17 protein-coding genes are annotated in these 14,551 nt (G+C 59.6%); 7 read left to right on the top strand and 10 right to left on the bottom strand.

Translation table 11 applies throughout. The features are described from left to right. Positions 1-77: 77 nt before the first annotated feature. Complete coding sequence (locus BLX89_RS01860; RefSeq protein ID WP_075288938.1) at positions 78-668, top strand: carboxymuconolactone decarboxylase family protein; 591 nt, start codon at positions 78-80, stop codon at positions 666-668. A gap of 48 nt (positions 669-716) precedes the next feature. Here the strand turns inward: BLX89_RS01860 and BLX89_RS01855 are convergent, their stop codons facing one another. Further along, positions 717-1,139 (bottom strand): nuclear transport factor 2 family protein, encoded by a 423-nt coding sequence (locus tag BLX89_RS01855; RefSeq protein WP_075288937.1) that lies wholly within the window; start codon positions 1,137-1,139, stop codon positions 717-719. A gap of 245 nt (positions 1,140-1,384) precedes the next feature. Here BLX89_RS01855 and BLX89_RS01850 point away from each other — a divergent pair, with 245 nt between their 5' ends. Both BLX89_RS01850 and BLX89_RS01845 read left to right on the top strand, forming a co-directional pair. Next, complete coding sequence (locus BLX89_RS01850) at positions 1,385-2,308, top strand: DnaJ C-terminal domain-containing protein (RefSeq protein ID WP_075288936.1); 924 nt, start codon at positions 1,385-1,387, stop codon at positions 2,306-2,308. Continuing rightward, a complete protein-coding gene (locus tag BLX89_RS01845; protein WP_075288935.1) occupies positions 2,305-2,622 on the top strand; it encodes a chaperone modulator CbpM in 318 nt (105 codons plus the stop codon). The genes BLX89_RS01850 and BLX89_RS01845 overlap by 4 nt, the downstream gene beginning before the upstream one ends. A 67-nt stretch (positions 2,623-2,689) precedes the next feature. Here the strand turns inward: BLX89_RS01845 and BLX89_RS01840 are convergent, their stop codons facing one another. The 6 genes from BLX89_RS01840 to BLX89_RS01815 all read right to left on the bottom strand — a co-directional run bounded on the left by BLX89_RS01840 (position 2,690) and on the right by BLX89_RS01815 (position 10,132). Beyond that, entirely contained in the window at positions 2,690-3,577 is an 888-nt protein-coding gene (locus tag BLX89_RS01840) for a cytochrome c1 (RefSeq protein ID WP_075289231.1), read from the bottom strand. A gap of 32 nt (positions 3,578-3,609) precedes the next feature. Continuing rightward, entirely contained in the window at positions 3,610-4,884 is a 1,275-nt protein-coding gene (locus BLX89_RS01835) for a cytochrome b (RefSeq protein WP_075288934.1), read from the bottom strand. A gap of 14 nt (positions 4,885-4,898) precedes the next feature. Then, positions 4,899-5,477: a ubiquinol-cytochrome c reductase iron-sulfur subunit gene (gene petA, locus BLX89_RS01830; RefSeq protein ID WP_075288933.1), complete on the bottom strand. Its 579-nt coding sequence runs from the start codon at positions 5,475-5,477 to the stop codon at positions 4,899-4,901. 436 nt (positions 5,478-5,913) lie between these two features. Beyond that, positions 5,914-7,782: an ABC transporter ATP-binding protein gene (locus BLX89_RS01825; protein WP_075288932.1), complete on the bottom strand. Its 1,869-nt coding sequence runs from the start codon at positions 7,780-7,782 to the stop codon at positions 5,914-5,916. Positions 7,783-7,871: 89 nt separating this feature from the next. Then, positions 7,872-8,243 (bottom strand): hypothetical protein, encoded by a 372-nt coding sequence (locus BLX89_RS01820; RefSeq protein WP_075288931.1) that lies wholly within the window; start codon positions 8,241-8,243, stop codon positions 7,872-7,874. Positions 8,244-8,272: 29 nt separating this feature from the next. Beyond that, positions 8,273-10,132: an ABC transporter ATP-binding protein gene (locus BLX89_RS01815; RefSeq protein ID WP_075288930.1), complete on the bottom strand. Its 1,860-nt coding sequence runs from the start codon at positions 10,130-10,132 to the stop codon at positions 8,273-8,275. Positions 10,133-10,598: 466 nt separating this feature from the next. Between BLX89_RS01815 and BLX89_RS01805 the strand changes: the two genes are divergently transcribed. Both BLX89_RS01805 and soxR read left to right on the top strand, forming a co-directional pair. After that, positions 10,599-11,063, top strand: a complete 465-nt coding sequence (locus BLX89_RS01805) for a tRNA (cytidine(34)-2'-O)-methyltransferase (protein WP_075288928.1) — start codon at positions 10,599-10,601, stop codon at positions 11,061-11,063. Positions 11,064-11,194: 131 nt separating this feature from the next. After that, positions 11,195-11,662 (top strand): redox-sensitive transcriptional activator SoxR, encoded by a 468-nt coding sequence (gene soxR / locus BLX89_RS01800; protein WP_075288927.1) that lies wholly within the window; start codon positions 11,195-11,197, stop codon positions 11,660-11,662. On the opposite strand, the gene BLX89_RS01795 is transcribed toward soxR, so the two are convergent. Continuing rightward, on the bottom strand, positions 11,659-11,919 hold the full coding sequence (locus BLX89_RS01795; protein ID WP_075288926.1) for a hypothetical protein: 261 nt from the start codon (positions 11,917-11,919) through the stop codon (positions 11,659-11,661). The two genes, soxR and BLX89_RS01795, sit on opposite strands and share 4 nt — an antisense overlap. A 186-nt stretch (positions 11,920-12,105) precedes the next feature. Between BLX89_RS01795 and hemF the strand changes: the two genes are divergently transcribed. Continuing rightward, positions 12,106-13,017: an oxygen-dependent coproporphyrinogen oxidase gene (hemF, locus tag BLX89_RS01790; protein WP_075289230.1), complete on the top strand. Its 912-nt coding sequence runs from the start codon at positions 12,106-12,108 to the stop codon at positions 13,015-13,017. 75 nt (positions 13,018-13,092) lie between these two features. Here hemF and BLX89_RS01785 read toward each other — a convergent pair whose 3' ends face one another. Then, positions 13,093-13,359, bottom strand: coding sequence for a hypothetical protein (locus BLX89_RS01785; RefSeq protein WP_075288925.1), 267 nt, complete (start codon positions 13,357-13,359; stop codon positions 13,093-13,095). Between the two features lie 155 nt (positions 13,360-13,514). Here BLX89_RS01785 and BLX89_RS01780 point away from each other — a divergent pair, with 155 nt between their 5' ends. Further along, on the top strand, positions 13,515-13,805 hold the full coding sequence (locus BLX89_RS01780; protein ID WP_075288924.1) for a BON domain-containing protein: 291 nt from the start codon (positions 13,515-13,517) through the stop codon (positions 13,803-13,805). Here the strand turns inward: BLX89_RS01780 and BLX89_RS01775 are convergent. Then, positions 13,780-14,394: an ABC-type transport auxiliary lipoprotein family protein gene (locus BLX89_RS01775; protein WP_075288923.1), complete on the bottom strand. Its 615-nt coding sequence runs from the start codon at positions 14,392-14,394 to the stop codon at positions 13,780-13,782. The genes BLX89_RS01780 and BLX89_RS01775 overlap by 26 nt on opposite strands. Positions 14,395-14,551 lie beyond the last annotated feature (157 nt).

Raw genomic sequence — 14,551 nt, 5'->3', positions numbered from 1 at the left:
CGGGCGGGCCAGCCGCCGTGGTTTCAGGACCGGGATCCGGTGCGGCCGTCCGCCTCTTTGGCAAGGAGGAGCCAAATATGCCTTTCATCCATATGCCTGATGCATCCGCCAATGAAAAAGTCGCCAAGATCTATGCCGATGCGGAAGCCGGTTACGGCTATCTGCCGAACATGACGAAGGCCTTCGGCCATCGGCCTGACGTCATGGAGCGATGGAGCGCCCTGCTCTCCACCATCAAGACCCATATGGACACGCGGCGCTACGAGCTGGTGACGCTTGCCGCCGCCAAGGAGCTGAAGAGCTCGTACTGCATGCTCGCCCATGGCTCCGTTCTGATGCGCGATGGTTTGCCTGCCGAAACGCTGCGCCGTGTGGCGGAAAACGCCGAGACAGCGCCTATCGATGACACCGAGCGCGCCATCATGCAGTTCGCGGCAAAGGTGGTGCGGGACGCCGCCTCGATCGAGAAGGCCGATGTCGATACCCTGAAGAAGCACGGCCTATCGGACGCGGAAATCTTCGATATCGTCGCAGCCGCCACGGTGCGCTGCTTCTTCTCCAAGATGCTGGATGCCCTGGGGGTGGAGCCTGACGCCGCCTATTCCAGCATGGGTGCGGATCTGAAGAAAGTCCTGGTCGTTGGCCGCCCCATAGAAAAGCTCAGTTGAACCGCATCGCCCCGCCGTCATCGCTAAAACGCCGGCGGGGCGATGTTTTCAGGCGGTCTGCTTCAGCAAGCCGACATGCTCGGCCATCGTCAGCGTGTCGATAAACTCGAGGACCTCGACAACACGTCCGTCGCGGAAAACAAATTTGTCCGCGATTTCGGTTTCAAATTCGATGTCGTCAGGAATAAAGCGTACCTTGCCCGCCCGGTGAGCAAAGACGGTGTCACCGGAGATACTGATGTGGACCACATCGACCTTGGTCGTATCCCAGTGATCCACGAGCCCCTGCATGGCGCAACGGATCGAGTCCGGGCCGCAACATCCTTGCGACAGCGCTCCGAGCATCGGCCCGCCGACGATCCGAAAGCTGCAGCCTGCTTCGATATGTGTTAGAATTCCGTCCACATCGCCACTGTCCCTTGCGATGTAGATGTCTCGCACGATGCGTTCCATTGCTTGCGCGTTGCTCATTGCCGTGCCTCCCGTGCCCTGTGCAAGCGTAAATCTCGCCGTATTTCAGCAATGCTGCAAGTCCTAATTGAAACCGCCTATACCTGCATCAGAAGGTGTATTCTCTGTCAAAACGGTGCCGTTTTTTTTCACGCCTCACCATCCTTGCGTTCAAGACTTGTCGGCACCATTTCAAGGAGAGCGCGACGTCGCAACCAGAACACTCCTGCGGCGTCATCTTCACCAAATCGCCTGAAGGAGACTGAATGAGCCGCAATCTCTATGACGTTCTTGGCGTCAAGCGCGATGCCTCGCAAAAAGAAATCCAAAGCGCCTATCGCAAGCTCGCGAAGAAATATCACCCCGACCTCAACCCGGGCGACAAGGCAGCGGAAGAAAAGTTCAAGGCTGCATCCTCGGCCTACGCGCTTCTTGAGGACGAGGAGAAGCGCGGCCGCTATGATCGCGGCGAGATTGATGAGAGCGGCGCCGAGACCGCTCCGCGCCATTTCTACCGCGACTACGCCGGCAACAGCGACACCGCCGGCCGTTACGAAAACGCCGGCGGATTTGCCGATTTCGGCGGAGCGGAAGACATTTTCTCGAGCTTCTTTTCGCAGCGCGGCCGAAGCCAATCGCAAGGCCCGATGCGCGGGCGCGACCTGCATTTTTCGATGGAGGTAGACCTGCTCGACGCCGTCAACGGCGCCAAACGGCAGATCACGCTTCCCGAAGGCGGATCGCTCGACCTCAATATTCCTGCGGGGACCCGTGACGGACAGACCTTGCGTCTGCGCGGAAAAGGCAGCCCCGGCTACGGCAACGGCCCGGCGGGCGATGCGCTGATCGAAATCCGTATTCGCCCGCATCCTCTGTTCAAGCCGGACGGCGATGACGTGCGCTATGAGGTCCCTATCTCGTTGAGTGAGGCCGTGCTGGGCGCCAAGATCAGAGTTCCGACGCTCTACGGTGCCGTCAACGTCACGATCGGGCCGAATTCCAGCAGCGGCAAGACCCTGCGCCTGAAAGGCAAGGGCCTTCATAAGCGTGGCGGCGGCCATGGCGATGCCTATGCGACATTGAAGATCGTGCTTCCGGCGGAGCCGGATCCGAAGCTCGCCGCCTTCATCGAGGAGTGGGCGAAAGGCCGCAACGATGACCCGCGCAAGTCGATGGGAGCCGGCCAATGAATGACGTCGAATTCTGCGAAAGGCTCGAAATCGAAACGGCGGCGCTGAAGGTCTGGATCGAACGCCGCTGGCTGGTTCCGGCGCGGTCCTCCGCCGGCCTTGCCTTCGAGGAGGCAGAGCTCGCCCGCGCCCGGCTCATTCAGGATCTCACCGGACCGATGGGCGTCAACGACGATGGCGTCGATGTTGCCATGCAGCTTCTCGATCAGGTGCATGGTCTGCGTACACGGCTCAACCGGCTTGCAGATGCCGTCCGGCGGCAGGACGCCGAGGTCCAGCGACGTATCCTCGCGATGCTTGAGGGCGATCTGTAAAGCCTATGCATATGAATCAAAAAGGCGGCCCGAGAGCCGCCTTTTTCTGGATACTCGTATCAGGAACTTAATGTTCCTTGTTGGCGTAAACCGACTTCTTCGTCAGGTAGATCAGGCCGGTGAAGATCAACAGGAACACCATGACCATGAAACCGGTCCGCTTGCGCTCTTCCAGGTGCGGCTCTGCGGCCCACATGAGAAAAGCGGAGACGTCGCGCGAATACTGCTCGACCGTCTGCGGGGCGCCGTCGTCATAGGTCACCTGGTCATCCGAAATCGGCTTTGCCATGGCGAGCGCCGCGGCATTGGCGAAATACGGATTGTAGTGGGTGCCCTCGGCGATCTCGACGCCTTCCGGCGGGTCTTGGTAGCCGGTCAGCAGCGCGTGGATGTAATCCGGGCCGCCTTCCTGATAACCGCCGACGATCGGGATCATGTCGATGATGAACTGCGGAAAGCCGCGTTCGATGCCGCGCGCCTTGGCGATCAGCGAGAAGTCCGGCGGAGCCGCACCGTTGTTGGCGGCGGCCGCTGCTTCCTTGTTCGGGAACGGCGACGGGAAATAGTCGGAAGGCAACGCCTTGCGGGTGAACATTTCGCCGTCTGCGTTCGGTCCGTCCTGCACTTCGTAGTTGGCTGCAAAAGCCTTCACCTGGCCCTCGGAATAACCGAGGTCCGAGAGCGTACGGAACGCGACAAGGCTCATAGAATGGCAGGCGGAACAGACTTCCGTGTAGACCTTCAGGCCGCGCTGCAGCTGTCCCTTGTCATAGTGGCCAAACGGACCGGCGAAGGACCAATCCTGCTCCTCCGGCTTCTTGATCGGGTAGTGCGGGGTGCCGTGTTCCTCGGCTGCAGCCCCGTGTTCGCCGGCGGCTTCCTCGGCGAACGCCATACCTGCGCCGAGACCGGCGACGAGGGCGAGCGAAAGAATGCCTGTAACAAGCTTTTTCATTGTCTTGGGTTCCTTAATCTTCGCTCTCGACATCACGCAGCCACAGGCTTTTTCTTCGCAGCCTGCTTTTCCAGCACCGCCTCGGTGATGGAGTTGGGGATGCGCTTCGGCGTCTCGATGAGGCCTAGGACCGGCATGATCACCAGGAAGAAGCCGAAGTAGTAGAGCGTACCGAGCTGGGACATGACGACATAGAGGCCTTCAGCCGGACGCGAACCCAGCCAACCCAAGAGAATGGCATTCGCGACGAACAGCCAGAAGAACATCTTGTACCAGGGGCGGTAGACAGCCGAGCGGACCTTGGACGTGTCGAGCCACGGCAGGAAGAACAGAACGATGATCGCGCCGAACATGACCAGAACGCCGCCGAGCTTCGAATCGATCGGGCCGACATTGAAGGTGATGGCACGCAGCATCGCGTAGAACGGCAGGTAGTACCATTCCGGAACGATGTGCGCGGGCGTCTTCAGCGCGTCGGCCGGGATGTAGTTGTCCGGGTGGCCGAGGAAGTTCGGCATGTAGAACACGAACCATGCATAGACGAGCAGGAAGACGGAGACGCCAAGAGCATCCTTCAGCGTCGCATAGGGCGTGAAGGGCACGGTGTCGGTCTTGGTCTTCACTTCGACGCCGGTCGGGTTGGTCTGGCCGGTGACGTGCAGCGCCCAAATGTGCAGGACGACAACGCCCGCGATCATGAAGGGCAAGAGGTAGTGAAGCGCAAAGAAGCGGTTGAGCGTCGGGTTATCGACGGCGAAACCACCGAGCAGGAACTGCTGGATCCACTCGCCCACCAAGGGGAAAGCCGTGAAGAAGCCGGTGATAACGGTCGCGCCCCAGAAGGACATCTGACCCCAGGGCAACACGTAGCCCATGAAGCCGGTCGCCATCATCAGAAGGTAAATGACGACGCCGAGGATCCAGAGGATTTCGCGCGGTGCCTTGTAGGAGCCGTAGTAGAGGCCGCGAGCGATGTGCAGGTAGACGGCGATGAAGAAGAACGACGCGCCGTTGGCGTGCATGTAGCGCAGGAGCCAGCCATGGTTGACGTCACGCACGATCTTTTCGACCGAGTTGAAGGCGACGGTCGTTTCGGCGGCATAGTGCATGGCCAGCACGACGCCGGTCAGGATCTGAACGATCAGCATCACCGACAGCATGGCGCCGAAGGTATAGGCGTAGTTCAGATTCCGAGGAACCGGATAAGAAATGAAGCTGTCATGGATAAGCCGTGGCAGCGGCAGACGGGAATCGACCCACTTCTCGATTCCGGTTGTCGGCATATAGGTTGAATGATCACCACTCATAATCAGTATTCCCCTCAACCGATCTTGATGACTGTGTCGGAAGTGAACGCAAAGGTCGGAACGGCGAGGTTTGTCGGTGCAGGTCCCTTACGAATACGGCCGGCCGTATCGTAGTGGGACCCATGACAGGGACAGAACCAGCCGCCGAAATCGCCAGCCTGGCCGAGCGGAACGCAACCCAGATGGGTGCAGGAGCCGATCATCACGATCCAGTTTTCCTTGTCCTTGCCGGCAGAGCGGTCAAGGTCGGTCGCTTCGGCGTCGGCCGGCAGGTTGGCGTTGCGGGCAACCGGGTCCTTGAGGTCCGCGAGAGCCACCGCCTTGGCTTCCTCGACTTCCTTGTCGGTACGATTGCGGATGAACACGGGCTTGCCGCGCCATTTGGCCGTCAGCGACATGCCGGGCTGCAGGCTCGATACGTCGACCTCGATCGTGGCCAGCGCCAGCGTCGAAGCGTCCGGTCGCATCTGGTCGATAAACGGCCAGGCGACCGCAGCCGCGCCCACGACACCGGCCATACCCGTGGTCAGGTACAGGAAGTCGCGGCGTGTGGGCTCGCCCATGGTTTCGGTTGTTGTCTCGTGTTCGCTCACGGCTAAACCATCCTCTCACGCAATCTATGCGGAAACCGCACTGTCCCCAGCGTTGATCCGCGCCCTCATGTGCAGTTGAGCGAAAGAACAGCGCCAAATCAATAAGTCGGAGCGCGAATCGGGCAAAACTTTCATCCGTCCCTCCCCATGCTCCTCCGCCGGGCAAAATCCGGCGCCCTGAAAAAGACGCAGATTCCCCGGCAATCCGCCGCGTTCTAAGCTTGATCGCAAGCCATGTCCAGCCTTGAGCCGGAGAGGTGGGCCACAATGTCGCGGTAAAACAGAAGCCGATGTTTACAAACTGCTTTTCCGCGTGAAATGCGCAACACTGACGCTGTCGCTCGCAGGCTTTCCGGATCGTGAAAAAAGAATCGGAATAGGCGCGGCCGATCGATTGCCGGTACGTCAACGAGACGGCACTGTAGGGGTAGGCGCCCTACTCAGCCGCCGCCTCCTGCGCCAAAAAGCCGCCGGACTGTCGCGCCCAGAGATCGGCGTAGAGCCCGCCGCGGGCGATAAGATCGTGATGCGTGCCATCCTCGACGATCCTGCCCTCCTCCATCACCACGAGCCGGTCCAGGGCTGCGATGGTGGAAAGACGGTGGGCGATGGCAAGTACGGTCTTGCCGTACATCAGATTTTCGAGATTGGACTGAATGGCGGCTTCGACCTCCGAGTCGAGCGCGGAGGTCGCTTCGTCCAGGACGAGGATAGGAGCATCCTTGAGCATGACGCGGGCGATGGCGATGCGCTGGCGCTGACCGCCCGAAAGCTTGACCCCACGCTCACCGACATGGGCGTCAAAACCCTTGCGACCATGAAGGTCTTCCAGCCGGTTGATGAAATCCAGGGCTTCCGAACGCTTTGCCGCGTCAACAAGCTGGCGCTCGTCGGCATCCGGCCGGCCGAACAGGATGTTGTCGCGTATGGATCGATGCAGCAGCGAGGTGTCCTGGCTGACCACGCCGATATGAGCCCGCAGCGATTCCTGCGTGACGGCAGCAATATCTTGTCCGTCGATGACAATCCTGCCCGCCTGCACGTCGTAAAAGCGCAGGAGCAGGTTGATCAAAGTCGTCTTGCCCGCACCGGAGCGCCCAACAAGCCCAACCTTCTCTCCAGGCCTGATCTTCAGCGTGAGATTGTCGATGACCGCTTGCGCGCGACCATAATGAAACGAGACGTTTTCAAAGCTCACACCGGGATTGGCAACGGTGAGCTGGGCTGCACCGGCCTTGTCCACCAGCGCGATCGGCTTCGAAATGGTCTCGGCGGCGTTCTGCACCGTGCCGATATTGCGCATGATGCCGTTGAACTGGACCATCATGCGGCTGAGCAGGAAGTTCAGGCGCAGCACCAGCGCCAGCGTAAAGGCGACGGCACCGGCGCTGACCGAACCCATCAACCAGAGATGAACGCTCAGCGCCGTCATGCTGACGATCATGATGCCCGACAGTAGCGCCATCGAGGCTCTGACGCCGGTTATGAAGCGGGTGAAACGCAGCAGGCTGTCCTGATAAATCTCGAAACCGCGCCGCATATAGCGGTCGTTATCGTCATCACGACCAAAAAGCTTCAGGGTCTGGATGTTGCTGTAGGCATCGACGATGCGACCGTTCAGCATCGAGGCCGCTTCCGCCGTCTCGCGCGAATGGCGGCGGATACGCGGAACGAAGAAGCGCGCCAGCACCGAGAATGCGATGAGCCACAGCAGAACGACAACGGCGAGCGCCCAGTCAAGCTGGCCGACAAGTACAAGCGTCGTCACGGCGTAGATGCCGACGAACCAGACGCTCTCCATAAGCGATGTCACCACATCGCCCGCGGCCTGTCCGCCCGACCAGACCTTGGTCACAAGCCTTCCGGAAAAATCGTTCTGGAAGAAGGACACCGATTGTCGCGCGACATGCACATAGGACTGCCAGCGCACCAGATTGTAGAAACCGGGCGTGATGATCTGCTGATCGACCAGCGCCATCAAGAGAGCCACCACGAAGCGCACGACGCCGATCAGCACCAGCATCCCGAAAAGCTCGGCACCATGATCCGCCATAAGGCCGCTCCAGCCATCGGACGGCTGGAGGGTGCCGAGAATATCGACGATGCGGCCCACGAACCAGAACAGCGCCGCCTCAATCGCCGCTGAAAGCCCGCCCAGCACCAGCATCGCGAAGAACGGGGCCTTCGCCTGCCTGATGTAGAACCATATGAACGATACAAGCTTTTCAGGCGGCTGCAGATTTTCCTTCGGCTCGAAAGGCCGAATCCAGTTTTCGAAGAAGGAAAAGAGCGGGCGCAGGATCATGCAACCGATATAGGCTGTTTCCGGAAACAGGCAAATTAAGTTTCAGTCATTTCTCCGGATGGCTACCCAGCCGGTGAGCGAACGAAATTTCATCCCCCTGCCATCTGGTACAAGCAAAAATCGATCTCATAGCCGAGTGCCGCGGCCAGCGACATTGTCGACGGTTTAAGCCCGAAACTGACATCGTCATCCGCATCAAGGTCGACATAGGCTGCGATGCGAATGCGATGGCCGTGGCCGAAGCCGCGCATCGTCGAAAGCTGGACGGCATAGGCCTCGATATGGCGACTGGCAAAGGTCGCGGCATCCGCAGCGTCATCAAGTTGCGGCGGTTCCGCAAGAAAGCCGCCATTCTTGCCCCAGCCGCATTTCCAGCCGGGGTTGACGGCCGCAAAGGCGTCTGATGCGGCGCTGCGCTCGCCACCGATCAAGACGTCAAATTCGAAACGGATCGCTTGCATCGCATGATCTCCGGGCGAAGAGAGGCAACCTATTCGGCCGCCTCTTCCTTCTCATGCTGATCGTCATCGGCCAGGAAACCGCCGGACTGGCGCGACCAGAGGTCGGCATAGAGGCCCTTGTGAGAAACGAGCTCCGCATGGTTTCCCGTCTCGACGATGCGGCCGCTGTCGAGAATGACCAGCCGGTCCATCTCCGTCAGCGTCGACAGGCGGTGGGCAATCGCGATCACCGTCTTTCCGGCCATCAGGTCGAAGAGGTTTTCCTGGATTGCCGTTTCGACTTCCGAATCGAGCGCCGAGGTCGCCTCGTCGAGGATCAGGATCGGCGCGTCCTTCAGAAACACACGCGCGATCGCGATCCGCTGCCGCTGGCCACCGGAGAGTTTCACGCCTCGCTCGCCAACCTGGGCATCAAGCGCCCTGCGGCCCTGATTGTCCTCCAGAAGCTGGATGAACTCCCAGGCGTTGGCGCGCTTGGCGGCAGCGATGATCTCCTCATCCGTCGCGTCGGGGCGACCATAGCCGATGTTGTCGCGGATCGAACGATGCAGCAGCGAGGTATCCTGCGTTACCACGCCGATCTGGCTGCGCAGGCTGTCCTGCGTCACATCGGAGATATCCTGTCCGTCGATCAGGATGCGACCGCCTTCCAGATCATAGAAGCGCAGAAGCAGGTTCATCAGCGTCGTCTTGCCGGCACCCGAACGTCCGACAAGGCCGATCTTCTCACCCGGCTTGATGTCGAGGCTCAGGTTGTCAATCACACCCTTGTTCTTGCCGTAATGGAAACGGATGTTTTCGAAGCGGATCTCGCCCTTGTCTGCGTCCAACCGTCCGGCATCCGGCTTGTCGGTGATGTCATGGGCCTTGGTCAGCATGCCCATGCCGTCATAGACCGTGCCGATATTTTCGAACAAGGCCGAGACTTCCCACATCACCCACTGCGACATGCCGTTGATGCGCATGGCGAGCGACACGGCAATCGCGATCGAACCGATCGATATGGCGCTCGTCAACCAGAGATGAATGCCGAGGCTGGCAATCGAAAACAGCGCGATGCAGTTGTTCGTGTAGACCAGCACATGGAACAGCGTGACCTTGCGCATTTGGCGATGCACGGTCTGCAGGAAACCGTCCATGCTGTCCTTGGCATAGGCCTCCTCGCGCCCGGCATGGGAGAACAGCTTCACCGTTGCGATGTTGGTGTAGCTGTCGACCACGCGGCCGGTCATCATCGAGCGCGCATCCGCCTGATCCTTGGAGATCTTGCGCAGACGCGGAACGAAATAGGCGACGATGCAGATATAGAGCACCAGCCAGACGATGAGCGGCGCCAGCAGCCGCCAGTCGGCCGCCGCCACGACGACCAGCATCGAGATGAAATAGCTGACGACATAGACGAAGACATCGAGAATCTTCATCACCGTTTCGCGAACGGCAAGCGAGGTCTGCATCACCTTGGTCGCGACGCGGCCGGCAAACTCGTTGGCGAAGAAAGTCATGCCCTGACGCAGCAGATAGCGGTGCATCAGCCAGCGGGCGATCATCGGATAATTGCCGAGCAGCACCTGATGCATGACCATCGAGCCGATCGCCACCGCACCGGGAAGGCCGACCAGCACGATCGCCCCCATCCAGAACAGCCGTGTACCTTCCGTCTCGAGAAATGTCGCGCGATCGGCCGTTGCCAGCCAATCGACGAGACTGCCGAGGAACTGGAACAGCGCCACCTCCCCGATCGCGATCAGCGCCGAGCAGAGCGACATGACGGCAAGCCATGGCGCCGCCGGCTTCGTGTAGTGCCAGCAGAAGGCAAAAAGCCCCGAAGGCGGTGCCACCGGCTCCGGCGCCGGATAGGGATCGAGGCGGGATTCAAACCAGCCGAACATGACGAGGCTCCTCTACCGCGCGATGTCGAAAAACACCGCGCACATCTCAAAAATGGCGGAGCAAGAATGCGCGGCCATTGCGGCGCGCGGTGCTCCCGTGGCGAAGGCGGAAGTTCCGCTTTCGAAAGCAGCAGGGACCGGAAGAAGGGCGAGCAAACGTCAAAGCAGCAGCCGGTTCATCCGAATCGGCGGTTTCTGCGCAAAACTAACGTAAGGATAGGGCGCGAAACCGATCAGTCCGAAAGGACATGGGCCCAGAGGCGGGCGATCATAAAGCTATTCATTCCGGCCTCCTTTGGTTCGCGTTGAAGATGTCCCTTGTTAGCGGTGTTTCGCGTCTTTCGCCAGATCGTCTCTGCCGGATTTTTAAGCGGGCTGCGCCCGCGGCCGATCGCTGTTGCCAAATCGGCACAGATTGATTAGGCGCGACGATGAGTGCCATGAAATTTGGTGATGAGACCTGCTTATGTCCAGCAACGGCCTTCGTATCGCGCTTTACCAGCCGGATATTCCGGGCAATACCGGAACCATCCTCAGGCTCGCAGCCTGTCTCGGACTGACGGTCGATATCATCGAGCCGGCCGGCTTCGATCTCTCCGACCGCAACCTCAAGCGCGCTGGCATGGACTACATTGCGTCCGTTACCCTTACACGTCACGTCAATTGGGAACGCTTCGAAGACTGGCGGAAATCCGAAGGCCGCCGCCTCGTTCTCGCCAGTACAAAAGCGGCCGTACCCTATACCACCCTCGCCTACCAGCCGAACGACATCCTGCTTTTCGGCCGCGAAAGCGCCGGCGTGCCGGAACATGTTCACGACGCAGCCGACCACCGGGTTCTCATCCCCATGGTCGAGGGCCAGCGATCGCTGAATGTCGCCATGTCGGTCGCGATGATCACCGGCGAGGCGCTGCGCCAGATCAGCCTCTGAACCCTCACCCGCACGGGCGCTGCCGTCAACGACGGCGATACTCGACTTCTCGGACATCAGAATGAAAAGGCTCCTGTTTGAAAACATCGGAGCCTGCGTTATAAAACCTCAAGTAAAGTTGAGGTCAAGCGATGAATTCTGGGTTCACCAGCACATCCGGTCTGAGCCTTGGGCTGAGCGTCGGCGAGGTCGCCAGGCGAAGCGGCGTTGCCGTTTCCACGCTGCATTTCTACGAAGCCAAGGGATTGATCAGCAGCCACCGCACCACCGGAAATCAAAGGCGCTATCCGCGCAGCGTACTCAGGCGCATCGCCGTGATCCGGATTGCGCAGAAGACGGGCATTCCACTCTCCGAAATTGAAGAGGCACTCGCTACCCTACCCCATGACCGTCAATTGCTGGCTTCCGATTGGCAGCGACTGTCCGAGAACTGGCGGGTAAATCTTACGCAGCGAATCGAAAAACTCACGGCGCTTCGCGACCAGCTCACCGGCTGCATCGGCTGCGGCTGCCTTTCCATGTATGATTGTCCGCTGAGGAACCCGCATGACGCACTCTCGTCCAAGGGACCGGGTGCACATCTCGTCGAGGATGATTAGTCGGCGCTCGGCAGACGCCGCATGGTAAACTCGATCTCGTTGCCTTCGAGCGTCCGCCAGCTTTCCACCTCGGTCCAGTAGGCAGCCTTCGGCCAAGTATCGAACCATTCCCGCGCCTTCATGCGCGCCTGCTCGCGATCGAGCCGGAAAGTTTCACGAACGAAATAGCCGCCTTCATTGCGGCTGGTATCCTGCCTATGGCGGGCGATCTGCCGTTTCAGGCCATCAAGCGGAGGTGCTGCAGGTCGTCTTGCCATACGCCCATCTTTCGCTATGTGTGCACCATTGAAAGATAAGCATGCATTTCATCTTTTGCGAGTCCGTAGAATCAGCGATCCGAATGGCATCTGTGCCAGGTGCCGCGCGTCTATCTCGCAAATCGATAAACCCTGCGGAAAATGCGCACGGTCTCCGTAGCGACCAACGCCACAAGGACAGATTTCATGGAAAGACCGGACCTGCCAAAAGGCCTCCCAGCCGACATCGAAGACAAGAAGCTGCGCGCCAAAGCATGGTTCGAGACACTGCGCGACGCGATTTGCGCGAGCTTCGAGGCGATCGAGGACGAACTGACCGGGCCGCTTTCGGACCGGGCACCCGGCCGCTTTACGGCCAAGGACTGGCAGCGCGAGGGTGGCGAAGGCGGCGGCGGACGCATGTCTATGATGGAAGGCCGCGTCTTCGAGAAAGTCGGCGTCCATACCTCTACCGTTCACGGCGAATTCTCGCCGGAGTTTCGACAGCAGATTCCAGGCGCGTCCGAAGATCCGACATTCTGGGCGTCGGGCATTTCGCTGATCGCCCACCCGGTCAATCCCAATGTGCCGGCCGTGCACATGAACACCCGCATGGTGGTGACGACAAGCAACTGGTTCGGCGGTGGCGCCGATCTGACTCCGGTACTCGACCGGCGACGCGTCCAGACCGACCCGGACACCATGCTCTTCCATCGCGGCATGGAAATCACCTGCCGTCGCCATGCCATTGCGGACTACCCGCGCTACAAGGACTGGTGCGACGAATACTTCTTCCTGAAGCACCGCAACGAAGCCCGCGGCATTGGCGGCATCTTCTTCGATTGGCTGCATTCGGAAGAGGAAAAGGGCGGCTGGGATGCGGATTTCGCCTTCGTCCAGGATGTCGGGAAAGCCTTCAACCTGATCTATCCGAAACTCGTGCGTAACAACTTCAACACGCCATGGACGGAAGCCGACCGCGAGGAGCAGTTGGTTCGCCGTGGCCGCTATGTCGAGTTTAACCTGCTCTATGATCGCGGCACGATCTTCGGTCTCAAGACGGGCGGCAACGTCGAATCGATCCTGTCATCGCTTCCTCCAATGGTCCGTTGGCCGTGAAGCAGGATCGCGGTTTCTGAAAGACAAAAATCCGGCTGTTTCGCAGCCGGATTTTTTGACGGAATGCTGGGAGCGTTATTCGCAGATCTTGATCTTCTTGATCTTCAGGTTGCCCCACTTGTCGTATTTCTTGACTTTCTTGATGAAGCAGGTGGGCTCGTAATAGTAGTGCCCGCCATGGTAGCCGTTGTCGTAGAAGCCGATCGAGAAGTTGCCGCCATGGTGGTGACCGTGGTGGCCGTAGCCGCCGAAGCCGATGCTGAAGCCGCCGGCCTGCGAAGGGGCTGCGAACGAGATGGTTGCGAGAGCAATGGCAGCGGCGGAAATGATGATCTTGCGCATTTCGGTTTCTCCTCTGTTGGTTCTGATGAGCTCCTCTCATCCAGTGACCTTACAATCTCATAGCCCTCTTATTTGCGCTGTTTCGAATGGAACAGGGTCGAACTAAAATCCAAAGACCGCGTTGTTGGACTATCGAGCATCAGGGAGATACAGCGATGGTTTTCAAGGAAAGAACCTTCCACGGGCACGAACCCGAGGATATGTCACCGGGCGATCACCACGACCTCGAAACCCGCGTTGCGAACTATGTCGCAGCCGTCGCGGGGCTTGATGCGAGCGAAATCACAGTTGTCGCCAACGGCAGCACGATCCTGCTCGCCGGTTTCGTCCAGACCGCGGAAGAAGTCCAAAAGGCTGAAGAGGCGGCAGCCAGTGTCGCCGGAGTATCGGACGTCATCAATCGCATCACTGCGACCGATGTCAGATCGACGTCAATGTCCAGCTAACGATATCGGCGGAAACCTGTTCGAACGCCGCGTTCAGAGCATCGATGAAAGCCGGGTTGCTGCCGCCACGCGCCGGGGCTGTGGCCCGGAATACCTTTTGTGCGACAACGTCGCCGGTGCGGTCGTTCACGATCTTGGCGAAAATTTCGACCACACCTGTGTCGGCGCCTTCGGTCGATACTTCAAATGAACGGATGTCGGTGATGACCTGAAAGTCGATTGCCAGGCCCTCGCCCGGCTTGCCAACGCCGCCGACCTTGCCGGTATTCTCGAAGGTCTGCACAAGCTTTGCCTGCACCATCTTCGGAAGACGGTCGCTCCACTGCGATTTCGCAAGATACTGGATTTCGGATCCGGAAAGACGAACGACGACCTGATCGCTGTCGAGCGCCTTGAGCGCTGTGGGCTCAGGCACCAGGATCTGGCGGTTGGTCGAGGCGGGCCCTTCGACAATCGGCGACGCGGAAAGACCGTATGTGTCGTTGTTCGCCTTGCTGCCGCAACCAGCGAGCATGACAGAAAGCATAATGACGGCGGCCTTAGCCGCCCATCCCGCCTCGCGGCCGCCCCACTCACTCGAAAACGCCATGCAGACCGAATCCTTCGCCAATCTCTGGCAACTTAGAGGCTGATATTGCCGTGACAAGCTCAAAACACGCGCAAGTATCATCCAAATGCGCGTTTTGGCAGACAGACGTGCAGAGACGACACGAATCGCATCCACAAACCTCGTTTAAAACTATCAG

The sequence above is a fragment of the Pararhizobium arenae genome (assembly GCF_001931685.1).
GTDB lineage: Bacteria > Pseudomonadota > Alphaproteobacteria > Rhizobiales > Rhizobiaceae > Pararhizobium > Pararhizobium arenae.
This window is presented reverse-complemented; position numbering and strand designations above follow the sequence as displayed.

Excerpts from the sequence above, each read along its gene's own strand:
- BLX89_RS01825 (WP_075288932.1), bottom strand. The coding sequence starts at position 7,782 with ATGATCCTGCGCCCGCTCTTTTCCTTCTTCGAAAACTGGATTCGGCCT.
- BLX89_RS01845 (WP_075288935.1), top strand. The coding sequence starts at position 2,305 with ATGAATGACGTCGAATTCTGCGAAAGGCTCGAAATCGAAACGGCGGCG.
- BLX89_RS01860 (WP_075288938.1), top strand. The coding sequence starts at position 78 with ATGCCTTTCATCCATATGCCTGATGCATCCGCCAATGAAAAAGTCGCC.
- BLX89_RS01840 (WP_075289231.1), bottom strand. The coding sequence starts at position 3,577 with ATGAAAAAGCTTGTTACAGGCATTCTTTCGCTCGCCCTCGTCGCCGGT.
- BLX89_RS01855 (WP_075288937.1), bottom strand. The coding sequence starts at position 1,139 with ATGAGCAACGCGCAAGCAATGGAACGCATCGTGCGAGACATCTACATC.
- BLX89_RS01820 (WP_075288931.1), bottom strand. The coding sequence starts at position 8,243 with ATGCAAGCGATCCGTTTCGAATTTGACGTCTTGATCGGTGGCGAGCGC.
- BLX89_RS01805 (WP_075288928.1), top strand. The coding sequence starts at position 10,599 with ATGTCCAGCAACGGCCTTCGTATCGCGCTTTACCAGCCGGATATTCCG.
- soxR (WP_075288927.1), top strand. The coding sequence starts at position 11,195 with ATGAATTCTGGGTTCACCAGCACATCCGGTCTGAGCCTTGGGCTGAGC.
- BLX89_RS01785 (WP_075288925.1), bottom strand. The coding sequence starts at position 13,359 with ATGCGCAAGATCATCATTTCCGCCGCTGCCATTGCTCTCGCAACCATC.
- BLX89_RS01780 (WP_075288924.1), top strand. The coding sequence starts at position 13,515 with ATGGTTTTCAAGGAAAGAACCTTCCACGGGCACGAACCCGAGGATATG.
- BLX89_RS01850 (WP_075288936.1), top strand. The coding sequence starts at position 1,385 with ATGAGCCGCAATCTCTATGACGTTCTTGGCGTCAAGCGCGATGCCTCG.
- hemF (WP_075289230.1), top strand. The coding sequence starts at position 12,106 with ATGGAAAGACCGGACCTGCCAAAAGGCCTCCCAGCCGACATCGAAGAC.
- BLX89_RS01795 (WP_075288926.1), bottom strand. The coding sequence starts at position 11,919 with ATGGCAAGACGACCTGCAGCACCTCCGCTTGATGGCCTGAAACGGCAG.
- BLX89_RS01835 (WP_075288934.1), bottom strand. The coding sequence starts at position 4,884 with ATGAGTGGTGATCATTCAACCTATATGCCGACAACCGGAATCGAGAAG.
- BLX89_RS01775 (WP_075288923.1), bottom strand. The coding sequence starts at position 14,394 with ATGGCGTTTTCGAGTGAGTGGGGCGGCCGCGAGGCGGGATGGGCGGCT.
- BLX89_RS01815 (WP_075288930.1), bottom strand. The coding sequence starts at position 10,132 with ATGTTCGGCTGGTTTGAATCCCGCCTCGATCCCTATCCGGCGCCGGAG.